The organism is Streptomyces spongiae (assembly GCF_009377185.1).
GTDB lineage: Bacteria > Actinomycetota > Actinomycetes > Streptomycetales > Streptomycetaceae > Streptomyces > Streptomyces spongiae.
This window is the reverse complement of the sequence record NZ_VJZC01000066.1, coordinates 1-21,280: the sequence shown is the minus strand read 5'-3', so window position 1 is coordinate 21,280 and position 21,280 is coordinate 1. Positions and strand designations below refer to the sequence as shown.

The 21,280-nt window shown below is 70.7% G+C and carries 19 protein-coding genes and 1 pseudogene; 9 read left to right on the top strand and 11 right to left on the bottom strand.

Annotated features, from left to right (window positions below):
* Positions 1-10: 10 nt before the first annotated feature.
* Positions 11-439 (bottom strand): helix-turn-helix domain-containing protein, encoded by a 429-nt coding sequence (locus FNH08_RS12695; RefSeq protein ID WP_322724365.1) that lies wholly within the window; start codon positions 437-439, stop codon positions 11-13.
* A gap of 94 nt (positions 440-533) precedes the next feature.
* Here FNH08_RS12695 and FNH08_RS12690 point away from each other — a divergent pair, with 94 nt between their 5' ends.
* Positions 534-1,751 (top strand): MFS transporter, encoded by a 1,218-nt coding sequence (locus FNH08_RS12690; RefSeq protein WP_194238468.1) that lies wholly within the window; start codon positions 534-536, stop codon positions 1,749-1,751.
* Here FNH08_RS12690 and FNH08_RS12685 read toward each other — a convergent pair.
* Positions 1,699-2,538: a helix-turn-helix transcriptional regulator gene (locus FNH08_RS12685; protein WP_152771576.1), complete on the bottom strand. Its 840-nt coding sequence runs from the start codon at positions 2,536-2,538 to the stop codon at positions 1,699-1,701. The genes FNH08_RS12690 and FNH08_RS12685 overlap by 53 nt on opposite strands.
* Positions 2,539-2,679: 141 nt before the next feature.
* On the opposite strand from FNH08_RS12685, the gene FNH08_RS12680 reads away from it, so the two are divergent.
* The gene (locus FNH08_RS12680; protein WP_152771575.1) at positions 2,680-2,946 is read left to right on the top strand and encodes an Atu4866 domain-containing protein; all 267 of its coding nucleotides are present in this window, start codon (positions 2,680-2,682) and stop codon (positions 2,944-2,946) included.
* A 24-nt stretch (positions 2,947-2,970) separates the two neighbouring features.
* The gene (locus tag FNH08_RS12675) at positions 2,971-3,729 is read left to right on the top strand and encodes an SDR family NAD(P)-dependent oxidoreductase (RefSeq protein ID WP_152771574.1); all 759 of its coding nucleotides are present in this window, start codon (positions 2,971-2,973) and stop codon (positions 3,727-3,729) included.
* Positions 3,730-3,772: 43 nt separating this feature from the next.
* On the opposite strand, the gene FNH08_RS12670 is transcribed toward FNH08_RS12675, so the two are convergent.
* Positions 3,773-4,132, bottom strand: coding sequence for a trypco2 family protein (locus tag FNH08_RS12670; protein WP_228034072.1), 360 nt, complete (start codon positions 4,130-4,132; stop codon positions 3,773-3,775).
* Positions 4,133-4,208: 76 nt separating this feature from the next.
* Between FNH08_RS12670 and FNH08_RS12665 the strand changes: the two genes are divergently transcribed.
* From FNH08_RS12665 to FNH08_RS12645, 5 genes are all read left to right on the top strand, one after another.
* Positions 4,209-5,927, top strand: coding sequence for a trypsin-like serine peptidase (locus tag FNH08_RS12665; RefSeq protein WP_152771573.1), 1,719 nt, complete (start codon positions 4,209-4,211; stop codon positions 5,925-5,927).
* Positions 5,924-8,221, top strand: a complete 2,298-nt coding sequence (locus FNH08_RS12660) for a serine/threonine-protein kinase (protein ID WP_228034071.1) — start codon at positions 5,924-5,926, stop codon at positions 8,219-8,221. Before FNH08_RS12665 ends, FNH08_RS12660 begins: the two co-directional genes overlap by 4 nt.
* 112 nt (positions 8,222-8,333) lie before the next feature.
* On the top strand, positions 8,334-9,809 hold the full coding sequence (locus tag FNH08_RS12655) for a VWA domain-containing protein (protein WP_322724354.1): 1,476 nt from the start codon (positions 8,334-8,336) through the stop codon (positions 9,807-9,809).
* Positions 9,806-10,711 carry a hypothetical protein gene (locus tag FNH08_RS12650; RefSeq protein WP_322724352.1) on the top strand — a complete coding sequence of 302 codons (906 nt, stop codon included), beginning with the start codon at positions 9,806-9,808 and terminating at the stop codon, positions 10,709-10,711. The genes FNH08_RS12655 and FNH08_RS12650 overlap by 4 nt, the downstream gene beginning before the upstream one ends.
* Positions 10,708-11,928 (top strand): ABC transporter substrate-binding protein, encoded by a 1,221-nt coding sequence (locus FNH08_RS12645; protein ID WP_152771572.1) that lies wholly within the window; start codon positions 10,708-10,710, stop codon positions 11,926-11,928. Before FNH08_RS12650 ends, FNH08_RS12645 begins: the two co-directional genes overlap by 4 nt.
* 33 nt (positions 11,929-11,961) lie before the next feature.
* Here the strand turns inward: FNH08_RS12645 and FNH08_RS12640 are convergent, their stop codons facing one another.
* The 6 genes and pseudogenes from FNH08_RS12640 to FNH08_RS53505 form a co-directional block, all read right to left on the bottom strand.
* The gene (locus FNH08_RS12640; RefSeq protein WP_322724350.1) at positions 11,962-14,031 is read right to left on the bottom strand and encodes an iron ABC transporter permease; all 2,070 of its coding nucleotides are present in this window, start codon (positions 14,029-14,031) and stop codon (positions 11,962-11,964) included.
* Between the two features lie 4 nt (positions 14,032-14,035).
* Complete coding sequence (locus FNH08_RS12635; RefSeq protein ID WP_152771571.1) at positions 14,036-15,028, bottom strand: iron-siderophore ABC transporter substrate-binding protein; 993 nt, start codon at positions 15,026-15,028, stop codon at positions 14,036-14,038.
* A complete protein-coding gene (locus tag FNH08_RS12630; protein WP_322724348.1) occupies positions 15,025-15,882 on the bottom strand; it encodes an ABC transporter ATP-binding protein in 858 nt (285 codons plus the stop codon). The genes FNH08_RS12635 and FNH08_RS12630 overlap by 4 nt, the downstream gene beginning before the upstream one ends.
* Positions 15,883-15,957: 75 nt before the next feature.
* Positions 15,958-16,773: an MBL fold metallo-hydrolase gene (locus tag FNH08_RS12625; RefSeq protein ID WP_152771569.1), complete on the bottom strand. Its 816-nt coding sequence runs from the start codon at positions 16,771-16,773 to the stop codon at positions 15,958-15,960.
* A 158-nt stretch (positions 16,774-16,931) separates the two neighbouring features.
* Positions 16,932-17,510 carry a flavin reductase family protein gene (locus FNH08_RS12620; RefSeq protein ID WP_265579764.1) on the bottom strand — a complete coding sequence of 193 codons (579 nt, stop codon included), beginning with the start codon at positions 17,508-17,510 and terminating at the stop codon, positions 16,932-16,934.
* A 125-nt stretch (positions 17,511-17,635) separates the two neighbouring features.
* Positions 17,636-17,839, bottom strand: a pseudogene (locus tag FNH08_RS53505) (hypothetical protein); the annotation flags it as partial.
* On the opposite strand from FNH08_RS53505, the gene FNH08_RS12615 reads away from it, so the two are divergent.
* The gene (locus FNH08_RS12615; protein ID WP_322724346.1) at positions 17,806-18,111 is read left to right on the top strand and encodes an acyl-ACP desaturase; all 306 of its coding nucleotides are present in this window, start codon (positions 17,806-17,808) and stop codon (positions 18,109-18,111) included. The pseudogene FNH08_RS53505 and the gene FNH08_RS12615 sit on opposite strands and share 34 nt — an antisense overlap.
* A 104-nt stretch (positions 18,112-18,215) precedes the next feature.
* Here FNH08_RS12615 and FNH08_RS12610 read toward each other — a convergent pair whose 3' ends face one another.
* Both FNH08_RS12610 and pdxA read right to left on the bottom strand, forming a co-directional pair.
* The gene (locus tag FNH08_RS12610) at positions 18,216-19,679 is read right to left on the bottom strand and encodes an MFS transporter (RefSeq protein ID WP_322724345.1); all 1,464 of its coding nucleotides are present in this window, start codon (positions 19,677-19,679) and stop codon (positions 18,216-18,218) included.
* Positions 19,680-19,786: 107 nt separating this feature from the next.
* Positions 19,787-20,806, bottom strand: coding sequence for a 4-hydroxythreonine-4-phosphate dehydrogenase PdxA (gene pdxA, locus FNH08_RS12605; RefSeq protein WP_152771567.1), 1,020 nt, complete (start codon positions 20,804-20,806; stop codon positions 19,787-19,789).
* Positions 20,807-21,280 lie beyond the last annotated feature (474 nt).

Genomic DNA, 21,280 nt, shown 5'->3' with positions numbered 1-21,280 from the left:
CGCATCTGCCTCAGCGCTCGTCGTCGAGCTCCGCCTGGGACAGCAGGAGCACGTCCAGGACCCGGTCCAGGTCTCGTTCGCCGAGTTCGCCACCGACCACCGTCCCCAGCGCCAGCAGCGCCTCCTGCAGACGCTCCGTAACGAGCGACGCATGCCTCCTGCTCCTTCTGGCCAGCAGGTGCGTCACGGCAAGCGTGCGCGGCGATTCCATGAGCCTGCGCACCGCGTCCGGCACTTCAGGCTCTCCCTTGTCCTCCTCATCGCTGAGCAGGCCGACCTCAAGGCGAGTGCCGAGCGCCGCCGCCAACTGCTGCAACGCGGACAGGGTCGGATTGCCGCGGCCGTTCTCCAGGTTCGCGATATACGGCACCGACAGGCCGGCGTCCACCGCCACCGACGCGATGGTGCGTCCCGCCTCCTGACGGCGGGCCCGAAGCACCCGACCGAGTTGAACCTTGTCCACCCCAACCTCGCACGCTATTCCATCAAGAAACTATTGCCGACAAGTATTCTACAGGAATACATTGCTCGGCGTGAACACGTCTGTACTGAGGAACAGGGGTTTTCGTCTCCTGTGGACCAGCGGCACCGTGTCCGGACTCGGCTCGTGGCTGCTCGTCATCGCCGTGCCCGTCCACGTTTTCCAGCTCACCGGCTCGCCCGTCGCAACGGGACTCGCCCTGGCGTTGGAGGCCCTTCCGGCGCTGCTCCTGGGTCCATGGGCCGGTGTGTTCCTCGACCGCTGGAGACTGACCCGCGCCATGTGGCTGGCCGACCTTACCGCCGCCGCAGCCGTCGCCCTGATCCTGCCGGCGGACAGCCCGGACCGTGTCTGGTTGCTGTATCTGGCCGTGGTCGGCGAGAACATCGCGACCACGGTGTTCCGGCCCGCTGCCCGCGCGCTGACGCCCGCCGTCCTGGGCACCGGGCCGGAACTCACGGCAGCGAACGCGCTCAACGCCCTCTCCGGCAGCGTGCTGCGCCTGGCTGCCCCTCCGCTCGGTGCCCTGTTGCTGGCAGGCCCCGGTATCACCTGGGTGCTGCTCATCGACATCGCCAGCTATCTCATATCGGCCGCGCTGATCGCCAGAGTGGGACACCACGTCCCTGAGCCCAAGGCACCCAAGGACGAGCGGAACACGCCTGCCGAACTCCGAAGCGGCCTCACGCACGTCGCCCATGCCCCGCTGCTGCGTGGCCCGCTGGTCAGCAACGGAGTGTTCCTGACCGCGAACGCGGCCCTCACCGCGCTCCTCGTTCCGTTCGTCACCGGGCACCTGCGGGCGCCTGGGTACGGCGTCGGCTACCTCGTCTCGGGCCTGGGCGCGGGCTTCATCATGGGCTCCGCCGCAAGCCCCTTCCTACTCGGCAGGTTCAGCGTCCGACACGTGTTGAGTGCCGTCCAACTCGCCAACGGCGCCGCCTACTTCGTCCTGTTCAACTCGCCGAACCTGGCCACCGCTGTCGCCGCCGCGGTCCTGGTCGGCCTGCCCGGCAGCATTCTGCTCATCTCCGTGGAGACCCACGTCCAGCGCAGCACTCCATCTCACATGCTCAGCCGCGTCAGCGCCCTGTTCTTCACCATGGACTCCCTCGCCTCCGTCATCGGCGCACTCTGCGCACCAGCCCTCGTCACAGTCCTGGGACTTACCACGGCACTCAACGCCATCAGCGCTTCCGCGCTGCTCGCGGCGCCCCTCACATGGGGTTCACGTGATGCCGGGTGGCGTGGAGGGAACCGAGGAGGTTGAGTGCCTGGGCGCTGGGACTGCCCGGTTCGGCGTGGTAGATGACGAGTTGCTGACCGGGGGCGTCGCGTACGTCGAAGGCCTGGTAGGTGAGGGTGAGCGGGCCCACGTCGGGGTGGAGGAGGTGCTTGGCGTCCTGAGTCTTGCCGCGCACGCTCTGGGCGTTCCAGAGGCGGGTGAATTCGGCGCTGTGCTCGGTGAGGGTGCGGACGACGTCGCGCAGCCGTGGGTCGTCCGGGTCGAATCCGGCTGCCTGCCGCAGGTTGGCGACGGTGGCCTGGGCTGCCCGGTCCCAGTCGGTGTAGAAGTGTCGCCCCGCGGGATCGACGAAGGTCATGCGGGCCAGGTTGTCCGCCGACTCGAACGGGGCGTAGAGGGCATCGGCCAGGGCGTTGGCAGCCAGGATGTCGAGGGTCCGGCCGAGGACGAACGCCGGGGTGTTCGGGTAACCGTCCATCAACTGGCGCAGCGCCGGGCTGACCTGCTGGGCCACGGGGGTGGTGAGCCGGTCGCTCGGGGTGGCCCCGGCCAGCCGGTACAGGTGTGATCGGGCATCCGCATCGAGGAGCAGAGCGTGGCTGAGGGCGTCGAGTACCTGCGGTGAGGGGTTGCGCTCGCGTCCCTGTTCCAGGCGCGTGTAGTAGTCGGCGTTCACCCCGGCCAGGACGGCGACCTCCTCGCGGCGCAGTCCGGCGACTCTGCGGGCCCCGTAGCTCGCCATGCCGACCTCCTCCGGCTGCAGACCGGCTCGGCGTGCGCGCAGGAACTCTCCCAGGTGGTTGTCGTCCATGCGTTTCAGGCTAGGCGGCGGCTCGGTGCGTTGCCTGGGTGTGGCGCACCCAGGCACCACGCGTCCTGGTCGACAGCCGCTGACCCGCCCAGACTCGGTGGAGCAGGACAGAGCCGCACCAACCGAGGAGAGGAGAGCGCCATGGCCGGGACCGCTGGAGGCGACACCGTCGACGTGGTCGGGATGTGGGTGACCGCGGACGGGCACATCCGTCAGGAGCTCCTGGCGGACGGCCGCTACGACGAGGCCCGCGGCGAGCGGCGCAGCGCGTACACGGGCCGGTACACCGTCACCGGAAGTCACCTGGACTACATCGACGACACCGGGTTCACCGCGACGGGCGACATCCGGGACGGCGTGCTCTACCACGAGCACCTCGTGCTGTACCGGGAGCGGACGTCACCATGACGACGACAGGCAAGGATTCTTTTCATGGCACCACAACGACTTGACGGCAAGGTCGCGCTGATCACTGGAGCGACCGGCGGCATCGGCACGGCGACCGCCGAGCTCTTCGCCCGCGAAGGCGCCCGGCTGGTGATCGCCGATGTCGCCGAGGGGCCCCTGCTGGACCTGGCCCACCGGATCGAGGCACACGACGCCGAGGTTGTCCGCGCCCGTCTCGACGTCTCCTCAGCGCGGGAGTGGGACGAGGTGATCGCCCTCGTACGCGACCGGTTCGGCACGCTGGACGTGCTCGTGAACGTCGCCGGCATCGTGGACTGGCCGGGGATCGAGGACACGCGGGAGGAGGCCTGGGACCGCGTCATCGACGTGAACCAGAAAGGCACGTGGCTCGGCATGAAGGCGGCGATGCCGCTGCTGCGTGCGAGCGGCAACGCGTCGGTGATCAATACGTCGTCGGTGCTCGGGCTCGTGGGAAGCGGCGCGGCCGCCGCCTACCAGGCGTCCAAGGGCGCGGTGCGCCTGTTGAGCAAGACCGCCGCCGTCGAGTACGCGCGGCAGGGAGTGCGCGTCAACTCGGTGCATCCCGGGGTGATCGCCACGCCGATGATCCAGGAAATCCTGGACGACCAGGGTGACCAACAGCCGGACATCCAACGCACCCCGATGCGCAGGGCCGGCCGCGCCGACGAGATCGCGACCGCGATGCTCTTCCTCGCCTGCGACGACTCCTCGTTCGTCACCGGCTCGGAACTCGTGGTCGACGGCGGGCTCACCGCGCACTGATCAGCCGGACTCGTGTCCTGTGTGAACAACGCCGACAGCACGGTCAGGGTCCTGGCCGACCGGGACGAGGAACTGCCCGGTCGTTCGTGTCCGGGGCCTCCGGCTTCTTCGTGCGGCTGACCGAGACCCGTCCCCCCGACCTCGTCTCCGGTTTCAGGTCGATCTGCACCTGATGGGTCGTCTGGCGGTCCACCGAGCCGCCGAGTTCGGCCGTCACCACGCCGATGCGCACTCCGCCGCGGCCCGTGCCGGAGTGGTGGACCTGCACCGTGAACGTCAGACTCACGTTCTCCACGGTGAAGCCGAGGGCCTGGTCCTGGGCCTCGTCCCGGGCCCGCTCCAGTTCGCCCCGAACCTGGCGGATCACCTCGGTCAGCCCCACGAACCCCGGACCATCCGTCAACTCGCACCCCCCGCAAGCCCGTTGATCTGTTGTCGCCCCAGTATGCGTCAGGACACAGCGCCCGTATAGTTATGGTATGGCGGCCGACGGGGGAGTCGATGCTGGTTCGTCACTTGAGACGCCTTGCTGGGCGGTGCGTATCCGGCGGGCGAACGGGGAGATCGCGGGCGCCGGCATCCTGCTGAGCCCGGACCGGGTCCTGACGTGTGCCCATGTGGTGGAGGACAGGGCTGCGCGGTTCGCCGCGGAGTTCGTCGGAGCGGCGCCAGGTTTCGCGGTGCCCTCGACAGCGGCATGGGTCGACGGGGACGCGTACGTACCGAACACACGGGACGCCGACGGCGATCCCAGCGGCGATGTGGCACTGCTGAGACTCGAACATCCGAGACCCGCTGGTGAAACGACGCTGCTGCACCGGCTCTCCCCACCCAACCGCACGGTGCAGATGTACGGCTTCCCTTACGACCACAACGGCGGCATCTGGTTCCGGGCCAGCATCGTCGGCGGCTGCGGACGCGACGGGCAGGTCCAGCTGAGCCCGACGAGCCCCGGCGAACTCGCCAGTCCGGGATGCAGCGGCTCGGGCGTGGTGGACGCCCTGACCGGCAAGGTCATCGGGATGGTCCTCAGCGGGATCAGGGACCAGCACGGGAACGTGTTCTCCTTCATGAGCCCGGCCGAGACCATCGTCCGGCACCTCCCCGAGGTCGATCCATGGACCCTGGGGCGGACAGCCGTCGACGACCGGCTCAGGTCCACGCGGGAGGACGCGGCGGAGGCACTGCTCGACGAGCCGTTCGCCCAGCGCCTCGCCGACTGGCTCCAGGACGACGGACAACAGGTGAAGATCAGCCTCGTCCCCGTCGGCGACGGGGTGCGGGCCGCCACCCTGCGCCGCGCCATCACCCTGGCCGACCGGGAGTTACGTACCGCGGCCTCCGTCGACCGGGCCTCCCTCGATCCGCCCGGGACCGTCCCGTCGGCCGGAGGTCACGACCTGGCCGTGGACGCGGCGGGGCTCACCTCCGCCGAGATCGGGGAGCGGATCGCCGAGCGCATGGGACTGTGGCAGCATCCTGCCGACCCGGTGGCCGAGCGGATCAGGGCCGCGGACGTCACTCTCACCCTGGTCGTCGTCGGAGTCGACGAAGCCACCGACCCGCCGGCGCTCCTGAACCTCCTGAAGACGCTGCGCGCCAAGGGCAACCGCCTGCTGCTGGTCTTCCGCACCGCGGACGCCATCTACCACCGCGCCCGCTACGAACTGGTCGCCGAACCGGAACGGGAACGCCGCGCACGTCTCATCGAGCGGCTGGAGGAGATCACCGGGCCGCTGGCGCAGGCCCTGCACCGGCACATGGCGGCCGTGCGGGCCGAAGGCGTTCGCCCCGCCGACACGGACCTGATGAGAGCCCACGCCGCACTGGCTGCCCTCAGGCTCGCGCAGAGCGCCGCCGGTGGCTCCGGCCCCCGCCCGGACCTGGCCCGCTACGAGCGGCTCGCCGAACGGGTGGCCGCCCGGATGAACAGAGCCATCGCCAAGCTCGACGACCTCCGCGACCGGCGGGACGAGTTGGACGGCAGGCTGCGTGGCTACCACGTCCTGCACCTGAACTCCGTACGAGGACAAGAGGAGGACCTGACCGTGGACGCCCTCCGTCACCGCGCACACGAACTGCTGCGGGCCAGGCCGTGCGACGTGAAGGCCGCCGAGGCCGCCGTGGACGCCTACACCCGCCGCGTCGACCGCGGGGGCCCTCCGAGACAGGGGCAGGGAGGTGCCTCCGCGTCATGACGTCCTTACCGACGCCGTGCCCGAGACCCGACTGCCCGGGCGGCGGCCTCATCATGGTGACCGGCTTCTGCGACACCTGCCACAGGCGGCCCCCCGACGCGGCCCGGGTGGCGCCGGCGCGGCCCGCTGCCGAACCCGGCGAGCCCCGTCGCCGACCGGCCGAGCCGGCCGCCGACGCGCTCGACAACGACGGCCTGCTGATCCTCCCGGACGTTCCCTCCCCGGATCCCTCGGAGGCCGCGAGCACCACCGCCGGCCCGCCCACCGGGGGCCGCCCCTGCGGCGTCGACAACTGCGTGGGCACCATCGGCGTCGCCTACGCCGGAGGCCCCACCCTCGCCCACGGTTATTGCCCCCAGTGCCGCCGGGAGTACTCCTTCGAGCCGAAGCTGCGCCCCGGTGACCGGGTCGGCGGGCACTACCGGGTGCTCGGCTTCCTCGCGGCGGGCGGCCTCGGCTGGGTCTACCTGGCGGAGGACACCCGGGTGCCGGACCTCCACGTCGTCCTCAAAGGGCTGATCAACACCCGAGACGCCGTCGCCCGGCGGTCGGCCGTGGAGGAGCGCCGCTCGCTCACCACGCTCCACCACCGGGACATCGTGCGCATCGTCACCCACGTGCAGCACCAGGCGCCCGGCGAGACGGAACCCACCGGGTACATCGTGATGGAGTACGTGCGCGGCCGCTCACTCGACTGGATCCGGCGTGCCTCCGACGAGGCACGGGCGCACCTCTTCGGCGGCTCCTTCGGCATCGGCCATGTGATCACCTACGGCTGCAAGATCCTCGGTGCTCTGGAGTACCTGCACGGCCAGGGCCTGCTGTACTGCGACATGAAGCCCGAGAACGTCATCCACTACGGGCGCGACATCAAGGTCATCGATCTCGGAGCCATCCGGCGTACCGACGACCGCTCCTCCAACCTCGTCTACACGTCGGGCTACGCGCCGCCGAAGCAGGAACGCGACGAGCGCGGCTTCCACATCGACACCGACCTCTTCACCGTCGGCCGGACCCTGGAGACCCTCGCCGCCGGCGCCGAGCCGGCCACCGGCCTCGCCGCTCGCTCCTTCGACGCGCTGATCAGACGCGCCACCCACCGGGAGCCGGCGGCCCGGTTCACCTCCGCTGCCGAGATGTCCCGTCAGCTCTGGGAGGTGCTGCGCGAGCACCAGGCACTCAGCGGGCACGAGCCGTACCCGGAGCGCTCCACCCGGTTCGAGCCGACGGCGGCGGTGTTCGGCGCCGAGCTCGGCACGGTGCCGTCACTGGACCACTGGACCAGGCGCTCCGGCGCGGAGGCGCCTGAACTGCCCAGCCGGGCGCCGGACCCCGCGGACACGGCGCGGGCCCTGCCGGTGCCGATCCCCGACCCGAACGACGCAGCGGCCGTGCTGCTCGGCGGTCTCGTGTCCGGCAGCCCCGAGCGCATCGCGGAGCGGGCCTCGCGTGACCCCGCCCTCAGCACGGTCGAGACCTTGTTGTGGCTGTGCCGTGCCTACCTCGACGCCGGGGACGCGGGCAAGGCCGAGCAGTGGCTCGACAGGGCCCGCGAGCGGAACGGTGCGTACGACTGGCGGAACTACTGGCACCAGGGCCTGGTCTGGCTGACGGAGGGGCAGGTCCAGAAGGCGGAGGGCGAGTTCGCCGCCGCCTACGCCGCGCTGCCCGGGGAGTCGGCGCCCAAGCTGGCCCTCGGTTTCTGCGCCGAGTACCTCTTTGCCGCGGAGCATCAGACCGAGGCCTACTACGAGGCCGTCTGGCGGCGGGACCGCACCCAGGGCAGCGCGGCCTTCGGTCTCGCCCGGCTCAATTTGCGCCGGGGCGACCGGGAACGGGCCGTCAAGGTGCTCGACGAGGTACCGACGACCTCACGGCACTACGACGCCTCGCGCATCGCGGCGATCCGGGTGCTCACCGGCAGGCTGGCCGGTTCCGGGCCCACGGCGGACCAGTTGGGCGAAGTGGACCGGCGGCTCGCGCGGCTCGGGAAGCCCGCGCAGCACCTGGTCGGCAGCGGGGCATGGGACCGGCTGGTCACCGAGGTCCGCGAGAACGCCTTCGCCTGCCGTCCGACCGACGGGTGGGGGCCGCGTTTCCCGGCCGGTGAGCGCTTCGGGCCGGCGGACACACCGAGGGCACTGAGCGCACTGCTGTCCCGCTCACTGAAGCGACTCGCGGACCAGGCGGGCAGCGCCGGCGAACGCGGTGATCTGCTCGACCGGGCGTACGCGGTCCTCCCCCAGGCTGTCGGCCTGCGGGAGCTGCTGCAGGGGTGGCGGAGGACGGCATGAAGGGTTGTGGCCCGCGGGTGGGACGCCCACGGGCCGTGAAGAGGCCGACGGGTGGGCCGGCGGCCCGCTGACGAGGGCGAGGAGCACGGACACCGTGAACACAGGCGCATCCGTGAACAGAGACACGAACGGCATGCACGCGGCGGGCGGCAGGGCGGCGGGGAGCGCCTCGGTCGGTCTCGACATCAGCCAGTGGAAGTACCTGTCCAGCGAGGCGCGTGAACCGCAGATGCACGCCATCCTGACCATCGAGGCCGACGGCACGGAGAACGGCGGCGGCGCGGGCCCGGTGCTCGCGCAGGTCCTGGTCGTGGACTGCTCCAGTTCGATGGCGTATCCGCAGGAGAAGATGCGTGCGGCCCACCAGGCGGCCGTGGCAGCACTGCGGATGCTCCCGGACGGCACCCCCTTCGCGGTGGTCCGTGGCACCCAGTCGGCGGACATGATCTATCCGCGGACGACGACCATGGCCCGGGCGAGCGCCCGGCACCGCGCGAGGGCGGAGCGGGCCGTACATGACCAGATCGCGGGGGGCGGCACCTGCATCGGCAGCTGGCTCGACCTGTCCCGCCGGCTGCTGACGGAGTCGGACGCGCCCATCGGACACGTCCTGCTGCTGACCGACGGCAAGAACCAGCACGACGAACTGATGCCGTTGGCGGACGTCCTGGAGGCCTGCGCGGGGCGGTTCGTGTGCGATGCCTGGGGCATCGGCGACGGCTGGGACGGCCGGGAACTGCTGCGCATCACCAGCCGGTTGCACGGCCAGACCTCCTCCGTACAGGAGGAGGAGGCCCTTCCGCGGGAGTACGAACAGCTGATGCACCGTCTGCTCGCGAAGAGCATTCCCGAGCTGGTGATCTCGGTGACCCCCATGGCCGGGGCGGGGGTGCGCTATCTCAAGCAGGTCTTCCCGACCGAGGTGGAACTCGCTCCCGTCGACACGGGCGGCGACGGGAGGCGGCGGTTCGTCACGCGTGCGTGGGGCGACGAGACCCGGCGCTACCAGCTGTGCCTGTCCGCCGATCCCACCGGGCGGCCCCGCGGGGAGGATCTGCAGCTCGCGGTGGTGTCCCTCGACGTGCCCGGCGGCGACGGCGTGGAACTGACACCGGCCCAGCCGTGCGTGGTGCACTGGACCGATGATGTGGCGCTGTCCGAGCACAGCGACATCCAGGTCGAGCACTTCGAGCAGCACCAGAGGCTCGGCGAGGCCGTCGCGGCCGCCACCGACGCCCACCGGGGCGGTGACCGTGACCTGGCGCGACACCACCTGGGCAGGGCCGTACAGCTCGCCCACGCCATCGGCGCCGACCAGGCACTCGGCCGACTGGAACAGCTCGTGGAGGTCGTCGACGCCGAAGCGGGGAGGGTCAGGCTCCGGCCCGGCGTGGCGGCCGTCGACTTCGAGCATCTGATCGCCGCCAGCAGCCACAGTACGTACGGGCCCGAGTCGGGCTCCGCCGACGGCATGGTCGCCGGCGGACCGGTCGCGGCCACGGTGCGGTGCCCGGCCTGCGACGGGAAGGTGCCCGCGGCGGCACGCTTCTGTCCGCTGTGCGCTCACGGCCTCCAGGAGCAGCCGTGAGCACCACCGGGCGGGACCTGGCCCGCAGGCTCTGGCTGCTGCTGGCCCTCGGGGCCGCCACCACCCTCGTCCTGTTCGGCGCCTACCGAGGTGTGCACGACGACACCGTGCCGCTGGCGTCGTCGAGCACCCCGGGGATCCTGGCCGTGGACAGCGCGAAGAACGCGCTGCGGCAGGCGCACGCGGCCGTCGACGGGAGCGGGCCGGGGGGTGACGCGACCGGTGACTTCCACACGCAGATATCGGTCGCCCATCAGAGCATCGCGGTCGCGGCTTCGGAGAACGTCACCGGCCTGGCGGACCGTCATACCCTGCAGACGGTCACCGGGTTGATCACCGTCTACTCGGCCTGGGTGGAGCGGGCGGGCCAGGAGACGGACGCGTCGCTGCGCGGGGCCTATCTGTACTACGCGGAACAGGGTCAGAGCGACATCGTCGACCGCCTCGACGACCTGCGGAACGATCAGCTGGAGGTCGCCCGGGAGCAGGCGTCCTTCCCCTGGCCGCTGCGGCTGGGCTGGGGCGCGGTCCTGGTGCTGTGCCTCGTGATGTGCGCGGCGCTGGTGGAGGCGCAGTGGTTCGCGCGGCACCGCTTCCGCAGCGCCGTGCATCCGCCGCTGCTCGCCGCCACCGTCCTGTGCGCGAGCGGGGTGGCGATCCTCGGTTGGTTCACCGTGCGGGCGCACACGGCGATGGGCGACTCCCTCGCCGAGTTGCGCGCGACCCGGTCCGCGGACGAGATCCCCGAGACCGGTGCGGACGTGGAGCGGTACATGGCGGATGCCGGTTTCTGGGCGTCGCTGTCCGAATGGGTGCTCGTCGGAGGGGTGTTGCTGATGGCGTTGACGTTGGTGGGGCTGTGGCCCCGCATCTCCGAGTACCGGTTCAGGGTGCCGCGATGAGGCGCCCACGTCCTCGGACGCTCGGCATCGTCTGCGTCTGTCTGGTCCTGCTCGCGGCGGGGGTGGTCGCGGGAGTGAGCTGGGCGCGCGGCTGGACGGGATCGGTCACCGTGCTCGCCAACTGGAGCGGCGGTGAGAAGGAGCAGTTCGAGCGGGCCATGAAACGGTTCGAGGAGGAGTACCGCATCGATGTCGTCTACCAGGGAAGCTCCGCTCTGAGCCAGGTGCTGGCCGCCGATCTCGCGGCCGGTACGCAACCCGACGTGGCCGTGCTGCCCGGGCCCGGCGAACTGACGGCCTACGCGGCCGACGGCAGACTGGAGCCGCTGGACGGCCTGTTCGAGGCGGGCGCCTACGACCGTGTCTGGATGCCGAAGGTGGCGGGCGAGGACGGCCGGAAGCGCACGTACTGGCTGCCCGTCAAGACCGGCCTGAAGAGCATGGTGTGGCACGCGGGGAACCTGTCGAAGGACCAGATCACCAGGACCGCCGGCGAACCCGACCGGTGGTGTCTGGCCATGGAGTCCGGCGCGACCTCCGGCTGGCCGGGCACCGACTGGGTGGAGGACATCCTGCTGCAGCAGGCCGGCCCGCAGGTGTACGAGAAGTGGGCGACGGGCGACCTCGACTGGACCGACGCCCGGGTACGGAAGGCATGGAAGACCTGGGGCGACATGGTGGGCGCGGGCGACAGGACCCGCGTCGACCGCGTGCTGAAGGACAACTTCGGCCAGGACTGCCCTCGTGAGAGCCTGGAGCACCTGGGGTCGTTCCGCGACACCCAGTGGAAGCCTGTCGCAGGTGACTTCGTCCACTCCTCCGAGGTGGTCCCCGACGCTCGAACGGCCTCCGACCACTGGGAGGTCTCCGGCGACCTCGCGGCCATGCTGAACGCGACCGACGAGGCAAAGAAGCTGATCCGCTTCCTGGCCGACCCCGATACCGGGCTGCCGGACTTCACGGTCAACAAGAAGGCCACCGCGCCGGACCGTCACGAGGACCCGCTGAAGCGGAAGATCGGCTCGATCCTGCGCGGCTCGGAGCAGCGACTGTGCTGGGACGCCTCGGACACCATGCCCCCGGCCCTGCGCGACGCCTTCCATCGGGCGGTCCTGCACTTCCTCGTCAAGCCCGGCGAACTGGAGGAACAGCTGCGAGGTCTCGAAGCCCTGAACGGCGACGGCCGCCCGACACTCCCGGTGTGCGGCACCGGCTGAGTGGCCGCCGCGGCTTGTGGTGCCGTATCCGTGCTACCGGCGGCTGCGCACGAGCAGATGGAGGAAGTACGGCGTGCCGATCACCGCCGTCATCATTCCGGCGCCGAGCTGGGCCGGCGCGATCACGGTGCGGCCCAGCAGGTCCGCGGTGCAGACCAGTGCGGCACCCAGCAGCACCGAGACCGGGACGACCCTGACGTGCCGCCGGCCCGCCAGGGCTCGGGCCGCGTGCGGGGCCACGAGTCCTACGAAGCCGATCGTGCCCGCGGCGGCCACGGCGGTGGCGCTGAGCAGCACGCTCAGGACGAGGAAGCCGAGCCGCCCTCGCGCCAGGTCGAGGCCGAGGAGCCTGGGGGTGTCCTCGGCCAGCGAGACGAGGTCGAGTTCGGTGCGCCGCAGGACGGCGACGGTCACGCCCAGGGCGAGGACGGCCGCGAGCGGGGCGATGTCGGGCATGGTCCGCCCGTAGGTGGAGCCGGACAGCCAGGTGAGGGCCTTGGTCGCGTTGAACGGGTCGGTGAGGACGATGAGCAGGCTGATCAGGGCCGTGGATCCGGTGGCGACACCGATGCCGACCAGGACGAGCCGGTTCTGCTGGAACCCGCCGCGCGCGGCGAGTCCGAAGACGATGACCGAACTGACCGCGGCGCCCACGAAGGCCGCCCCTGCCACGCCCCACGATCCGGCCAGGGGCACGCTGGTCACCAGGAGAACCGCACCGAGCGCGGCTCCGCCCGAGACACCCAGGACGCCGGGCTCCGCGAGCGGATTGCGGGTCACCGCCTGGACGAGCGTTCCGGCCAGGGCGAGCGCCGCGCCCGCGAGGAGCGCGGCGAGGACCCGGGGCACCCGGGTGTCGAGGACGAAGGAGACGGTCCGACCCGCCCTGCCCTGCGCCCAGTTCACGACATCGCCCAGCAGCAGCTTGCTGTCGCCGAGCAGCACGGCGGCGATCGTCACACCGACGACCACCGCGACCAGTACGGCCGTGGTGGTGAGGAACACGGCGCGGCTTCTGATGCGCAGCCGGTCGGGCGCGGCGGCCGCGGCCGTGTCCTTCAGCCGCGTGGCCATGACGACCAGGAACACCGCGCCGACGAGGCTGGTGACGACGCCCGTCGGCACGGCGACCGCCAGGTCGGCCGGCACGAGGGCCCGCAGCAGCACGTCCGAGCCGAGCACCAGTGCCGCGCCGGTCAGCCCCGCGACGGGAAGCCGCGTCCGCGACCGGGTGAAGGCGCGGAACCTGCGGGCGAGGGGGCGGACGAGGGCGGGGGCGCACAGGCCGACGAAGCCGATCGGTCCGGCGAGGGTGACGGCCGTCGCGGACAGCAGCGAGGCGAGCACGACCGCCGTGACGCGGGTGGCACGGACCGGGACGCCGAGGCCGCGGGCGGCGTCGTCGCCGAGGGCCAGGGCGTCGACCCGGCGGGCGACCAGCAGCAGCCCGAGCAGACCGGCGAGGCCGATGGGCGCGATCTGGAGCACGCCGTCGAAGCCGCTCTGGGAGATGCTGCCCTGGTTCCACTGGTAGAGGCCCTGGGTCTCGTGGGGGAAGAGCAGGAGCAGGCCCTCGGTGACGGCGGTGAGGCCGAGGGCGAGGGCGGTGCCGGCGAGGACGAGCCGGACGGTGCCCGCGCCCAGGCCCGACAGTCCGAGGACGACGGCCGCCGACGCGAGGCTCCCGACGAACGCGACACCGGAGGAGGCGAGCAGCGGCAGCGAGGCACCGGTGACGGCGACCAGTCCGAGTGCCAGGTAGGAGCCCGCGTTCACGGCGAGGGTGTCGGGTGAGGCGAGCACATTGCGGCTGACCGCCTGGAGGGCGGTGCCCGCCATGCCGAGGACGGCCCCGACGAGGAGGCCGGCGGTCGCCCTCGGCAGCCGGGAGGCGATGACGACGGACGCGTCGGACGGGTCGGCCCGGCCGGTGAGCGCCTTCCACACCTCACCGGCTCCGACGGCGGCGGTGCCCTGCGTGATGTCGACGACCGCGAGGGCCGCGACCAGGAGGACCAGAGCGGCCGTCACCGCGGCCGCGCCCGTCCGGGACGTGGTCTCCGCGGGCGTACGGGTGACGGGGGGTGTCGCGGTGACGGCCACGGCGCTACTTGGTCAGCTCGGAGACGACGGAGTCGACGTACGCCTCCATCGACTGGGGACCGCCGAACATCCAGATGCCGTCGGGCAGTCGGTGGACGTTGCCCTTCTTCACGAACGGCAGCGAGGTCCACACCTTGTCCTTGGACAGGGCGCCCTTGGCGGTGAACGGCGTGCTGCTCTTGTCCCCGTCGTTGGCGATGTAGGCGAACCGCACGTCGTCGCCGAGCTTGGTGAGACCCTCGACGTCGGTGGTGCCGAGCCCGTAGTCCTTGTCGCCCTTGACGGTCCAGGCGTTCTTCAGGCCGAGCTTCTCGTTGACGGCGCCGATGAGCGAGCCGCTGGTGAACGGCCGGATCGAGACCTGGTTGGAGATGTCGTAGCCGTCGGCGAAGGCGTACTGCGCGCCGTCGAGCCCGGCGTCCGCGAGGGCCTTCCTGCCCTCGGCGAGCCTCGTGTCGAAGTCCTTCTTGAGCTTGTCGGCCTGCGTGGTGGTGCCGGTGGCCCGGGCGATGAGGTCGAGGTTCTTCGTCATCTGCCCGATCGGGTCGGAGGCGTTGGCGGAGCGTACCTCCAGGACCGGGGCGACCTCGCGCAGCTGCTTCACGGCGGCCGGGGGCAGGTCGGTGCTGGCGACGATGAGGTCCGGGGACAGGGCGGCGATGGTGTCCATGCTGGGCTCGCCGCGGGTGCCGATGTCCTTGGGCTCGTTCTTCGGGGGGACCGACTGGTCCCAGGTCTTGTAGCCCTTGATGTCGGCGACGCCGACCGGGTCGACGCCCAGCGATATCAGGAGCTCGACCTCGTGCCACTCGGTGCCGACGACCTTCTTGGCCGGCCCGTCGAGTTCGACCTTCTTGCCGGAGGCGTCGGTGAGGGTGATCGCCTCGTTCGTCTGCTTCGCGTCGTCGCTGTCGGCGGCGGGCTCGGTCGTACCGCAGGCGGTCAGGGCGAGCGCCGCGGCGGTGGCGACCGCCGCGGTCATCATCAGGCGTCTCATGAGGGTGTGCTGAGCCTTTCGCTTCGCGTGTGATGGCGGCCGATCGCGCGGGTGCACAGCCGGCCCGTGAGCGGGTCGGTGCCGACTTCGATGCGGATGCCGTAGATGTCGGTCAGCCGCTGAGCGGTCAGTACGTCTTCGGGCAGGCCGTCCGCGACGATCCGCCCCTCGTGCAACAGCACGATCCGGTCGGCGAGCGCCGCGGCCTGGTCCAGGTCGTGCAGGACGGCGCCGACGGCGATCCCGTGGTCGTCGGCCAAGTCGCGGATGAGGTCCAGGAGTTCGACCTGGTAGCGCAGGTCGAGATAGGTCGTCGGCTCGTCGAGGAGCAGCACGCCGGTCTCCTGCGCGAGACAGCCCGCGAGCCACACCCGCTGGAGCTGTCCCCCGGACAGGTGCTCGGCGCCGCGCTCGGCGAGTTCCGTGACGCCGGTCATGGCCAGCGCACGGTCCACCGCGGCCCGTCCGTCCGGGTCCGCCCTGCCCCAGCGGCCCCGGTACGGGTACCGTCCGAACTCGACGACGTCCCGCACGGTCAGCCCACTGGGCGTGGGGCGTCCCTGGGTCAGCAGAGCCACCCGGCGCGAGAACTCACGGGGAGTCAGCGCGAGGCCGTCGGTGTCGTCGATGACGAGTGTGGCGGTCCTGGGCCTCTGCAGCCGCGCGATCGTCCGCAGGAGTGTCGACTTCCCGCTGCCGTTCGGACCCACCAACACCGTCACGTCGCCCGGTCGCAAGGTCAACGACGCGTCATGTACGACGTCGACGCCTTCGTACGCCACGGTGACTCCCGTGGCCGACAGTTCATGACCGTGCGGATCCACCGCCCCCGAGGTCTCTTCACCTGCATGCACGCCACACAGGTTAGCCTAACCTAAGAAAATTCTGTGAGGCACAGAAAGGCACACTTGGGGCGCGGCCGGGCCGTGTCACCTACCCCGCCCCACCTCCACCTTCATCCCGGGGGACCCCAGGTGAACGGGCCCGGCGAACTCCTTCGCGGCGGTCTTGGACAAGTGGGAGAGCCATTCCGGCTCGCTGGACGCGAAGTGGGTGAGCACCAGCTCGCTCACGCCCGCGGCGCTCGCGATCCGGCCCGCGTCAGTGCCGGAGAGGCGCCCGTGGTCACTGCGGTCCGTCTCGGAGAGCGTCGCCTCGGCGAGCAGGAGGTCCGCCCCGGAGGCCAACTCGACCAGGTCCGGGGTGATGCCCGTGTCCCCGGTGTAGGCCAGGGATCCGCACGGGGCCTCCACCCGCATCCCGCAGTTCGGCAGGACGTGCCGGAGCGCCCGTGGCTCGATGGTGCAGTCACCTGCCTGGAAACTCGCCCCGGGAGTGTATTCCTGGACGTCGAACGCGACCTCGAATGCCTGGTCCAGCAGCGGCAGCGTGGTCACCGGAAAAAGCGAGCCCCACTTCGCGAACAACTCCCGCGCGCCCGAGGGCACATACAGCGGTACGGGCCGGAATTCCCCCTCACGGCGCGGCGGACCGCCCTGCACCTCGACCAGGCCGTTCAGCAACGACTTTCCGATCGGAAGCAGGTCGTAGCAGTGGTCGGAGTGGAAATGGCTGATCACCACCGCGTCCAGGGAAGACGGCGGTGCGACGGCACTCAACGCGACGGCGATGCCCGGCCCGCAGTCGATCAGTAGGCGCGCGCCGGCGGTTTCCACCAGATAGCCGGAACTCGGCTGTCCGTCCGCCGGAACTCCACCCCGGCACCCAAGAATGGTGAGCTGCATGCACAAATCCGATCTGCTCGATTCCCCGCTGCTTTCCGCTCCACGCGGGATCGAGTGATCGAGGCCCACGTCGGCACGACGGAGTGTGCCCCGGAACACGCCCTCACCAGGCCGTGATTGAACCGGGTAACCGGTCCATGAACGTTCGTTATCGCGATTCAGAGGTCCAGCACCAGCTGAGGGGACGTGGCCCGCGACACGCAGAGCATCATCGTGGCGCCGGTGGCGCGTTCCTCGTCGGACAGCACCGAGTCACGGTGCTCCACCTCGCCGTCGAGCACCGTGGTCTCACAACTGGCGCAGGTTCCCTCACGACATGACGCCGGAACCTCGATGCCCACGGAGCCGAGAGCGTCCATGATGGACTGCCCGGGACCGACGCGGACCGTCCTGCCCGTGCTGGCGACGCGGACGTCGAACCCGTCGTCCGGTACCGCGGCGGGCTTCTGCGGGCGCGGCTGAAACCGTTCGATGTGCAACGTCCCCACGCTCCGCTCGCCCCACAACCGCTCGACGGCGGCGAGCAGGGGCTCGGGACCGCAGGCGTAGACTGCGGTCCGGGGCCCCGCGGCGTCGAGGATCTCTGCCAGCGGCAGCAGCCCGTGTTCGTCCTCGGGCCGGACCCGTACGCGTTCGCCGTGGTCGCCGAGTTCCGCGAGGAACACCATCCGCTCGCGCCACCGCCCGCCGTAGTACAGCGCCCAGTCCACGCCTCGCTCCTGTGCCGCGCGGAGCATCGGCAGGATGGGCGTGATGCCGATTCCGCCCGCGACGAAGAGATAATGCGGCGCGTGACGAGCGGGAAGTTGTTGCGCGGGCCACGCACCATGAGCCGGGAGCCAACCCGAATGCTCTGGTGCAGAGCGCGCGATACACCGCGACCGTTCTCCTCGCGCAGTACCGCGATACGGTAACGTCCGGTTTCGGTCGGCTCCCTGCAGAATGAATACTGACGGACCGTTTCGGGGTCGCTGTCCGGGGCGAGTACGTCGATATGCGCGCCAGGGGCCCACTCCGGGCGACGCGAGTTCGGTGCGCGCGCGGTTGATCGCGCCGGGGCAAGCACCGTTCGAGCTGCCCTACGACCACCCCGTGCAGTTCTTCTCGTACGCGCTCGTGCAGGAGAAGGCCACCCAGATCTACTACCAGCAGCTGCGTGCGGTGGTGAGCGACCCGGTACTCGTCCAGGTGCTGGCGCGTCTGAGCCGGGACGAGGCCCGCCACTTCACGTTCATGGCCGACGTCGTCGCACAGTACCTGCGCGTCTACGGCGACGCGGTGGTCGACCCCGTCAGGGATGTGATCGCCAACTTCCGGATGGAGCGCACGTGTCGATGAGCTGATCGGGTTCATCGACTCCTGCCGTTCCCTCAACCCGTCGGCCTGACGCGGGGGACGGGACCCCGGCGCCGCTGGGATCAGCGGGCAGGTCCTGGACGCTGTCAGCAGCGACGGGTCTGGTACGGCACGGGGGCGGGTTCCGGTCCGGGCCGTGTCGGGCACCGGCTCACGGCGACGAGGAAGGTCAGCGCGATTCCGCCTGCCACGACGAAGAGAGTGATGCTGATTCCGTCGGCTGTGGCGATGCGAAGCTGTTCACCGGAGAGTCCGTCGAGGCCGGCCGTCGCCACCAGGACGAGGACGGCAAGGCCGACAGCGGCGCCCGCGCCTGAGCCGGTGGAGACGATGCCCGAGGCGATGCCTTGTTGCCGGTCGGAGATTCCCGTGCCGGCGGCGATGAACATGGTGGTGAACAGCACGCCGTCGCCGATGCTGAGCGCCACGAGGCCGGGGATGAGTTCGATGTAGGTGCCGTTCGGCGAGATCGCGAGGCCGAGTGCGACCGCGCCGAGCGCACCGACAGCGAGGGCCGCGGCCAATGTGCGTCTGAGACCGAACCGCGTCACGAGCTGGCCCGCGGTCGTCGAGCCGGCCACCACCACTGCCGTGGGGATGAGGAAACCGACGCCGGTCTGCAAGGCGTCGTAGCCCAGGATCTCCTGGAAGTAGAGGGACAGGAAGTAGAGCACGGAGCCGAAGGTCGCCATGAACATGAACGCGATGACGGTGCCGGTGACAAGGTTGGGGTTGGAGAGCAGCCGGGGTGGCATCAGCGGGTCGTGGCTGCGCCGCTCGATGATGACGAAAGCTCCCATCAGCAGGAGGCCCGCCGCCGCGCTGACCAGGATGCCCGGAGAGAGCCAGCCCCATCCGGGGCCTTGCACGAGGGCCAACACGATGAGTGTGACACCGAGAGTGACGCTGAGCGCACCAGGTAGGTCGAACGTGCGGCCTTTTTCGCGTTCACCGTCGCGGGGGATCACTACGAAGGCAAGCAACAGCGCGGGGCCGGCCAGGGCGACGTTGACGAGGAAGACCGCTTCCCAGCCGAACACCCGCGTCAGAAGACCGCCGAGCAGCACACCGATGACGAGTCCCGCCGCGCCTGCCCCTCCCCAGACTCCCAGTGCGCGGTTGCGGGCACGGCCTTCGACGAAAGTGGTGTTGATGAGTGCCAGGGTGGTGGGGAAGACGAGCGCCCCGCCGAGACCTTGGAACGCGCGGGCGGCGAGGAGCATTTCGGGGCCGGTCGCGAGTCCTCCCGCCAACGCCGTCCCGGCGTAGAGTGCCAGGCCGGTGGCCAGGATGCGGCGTCGTCCCAGCAGATCGGCCGCACGCCCGCCGAACAGGAGGAAGCCGGCCGAGGTCACGGCATAGGCGCTGATGACCGACTGGAGCGTCTGCGCGGAATACCCCAGGTCGCGTGCGATGTCGGGGAGTGCCACGACCACGATGTACTGGTCGAGCGAAACGATCAGCATGGCGAAGGACAGGAGTGCCAGCGTCGCTGTCTGACGGTTCCAACCGAGGTCGCCCGGCGTGGATGACGTCTCTCTGGGTCGCACGGCAGCACTCCTGATGATCAGTCAAGGTGCCAAGACCCTATCCAGCGTGCCCACTCCCTTCCCGTCAACGACCCACGCTCGGCCTCGCCGCGGATCTCGGGGACGGCTCAGGTCACCGGGGCTGCCGGCGCGGTAGCCAGCTCGGCCGCCTGGCGCAACGCCTCGACCATGCTGCCGGCCTCCGCGGTGCCGCTCCCCGCGATGTCGAAGGCGGTGCCGTGGTCCACGGAGGTACGGATGACCGGTAGTCCGACGGTGAGGTTGACGCCCGCCTCGATGCCGAGAACCTTGACCGGGCCGTGGCCCTGGTCGTGGTACATCGCCACGATCAGGTCGTAGTCGCCACGCGCGGCGAGGAAGAAGGCCGTGTCCGCGGGGAGTGGGCCGCGGGCGTCGACACCCGCGGCACGCAGCTTCTCCAGGGCGGGGACGATCTTGTCCTCCTCCTCACCGTAGCCGAACAGACCGTTCTCGCCCGCGTGCGGGTTGATGCCGCAGACGCCGATGACGGGGTTCGGCGTGCCCGCGCGGACCATCGCCTCGTGGCCGCGGCGGACGGTGCGCTCGACGAGGCCCGGTTCGATGCGATGCACGGCGTCGATCAGACCGATGTGAGTGGTGACGTGAATGACCTTGACCTTCTCCGTCGACAGCATCATCGAGACCTCGTCGGTGCCGGTGAGGTGGGCGAGGAGTTCGGTGTGGCCCGGGTAGAGGTGGCCCGCCGCGTGCAGGGCCTCCTTGTTGAGGGGCGCGGTGCAGATGCCGTGCACCTCGCCGGCGACGGCGAGTTCGGCGGCGCGCTTGATGTACTCGTACGCGGCGTTCCCCGCGGCGGGTGACAGCTTGCCCCAGGGCAGGTCGGCGGGGAGCAGTGCGAGGTCGACGACGTTGACGCGCCCGGGCGTGAACTCGGCGTCGCGCGGGTGCTCGACGACGGCGACCTCGCACTGCTCCAGGCGGAGAAGCCGAGCAGCTTCGCGCAGGCGGTGCGCGTCGCCGATGACGACGGGGCGGCAGCGGGTCAGCACGGCGTCGTCGAGCAGCGCGGCGACGACGACCTCGGGACCGATACCGGCGCCGTCGCCCATGGTGACGGCGATGAGGGGAAGCGGGGTGGTGGTCATGGGGGTAACTCCTTGGCCAGGGGCCGGTAGGGGCTGGTCACATCCGGCGCTGGGCCGGGCGCGGCTGAGTCGGCTGTGTTCTGTCCGGATCCAGCGTCACGTGGCGCACGCCGAGCGCGGCGAGTTGCGCGATCTGCGCAACCGGGCGGGCAGGGGCAGCGCGGCGGCCCTCGCGGCGCTGCGGGCCTCGGGCAGCGGGGGTGCAGAAATAGGCACAGACAGGTGTGAGAGCGGCGAAGTCACACGATCGAACCTCCTTGGGAGTGCCCGGCATGGGGCGACCCGGCTCGGATCATGACACACAGTGCGCGAAGTGCGCGAGAGCCCTTGCGTGATTCGCGCAGTCATGCGAGCGTTCCGGTGGCGCCGACGCCTGTCACCCACGGACGGCGACGCCACCTGCGCATTCCGCGCACCGAGCGCACTTCAGACGCACATCAGGCGTCCGACAGCCGCGCAGCACGACGCATGACC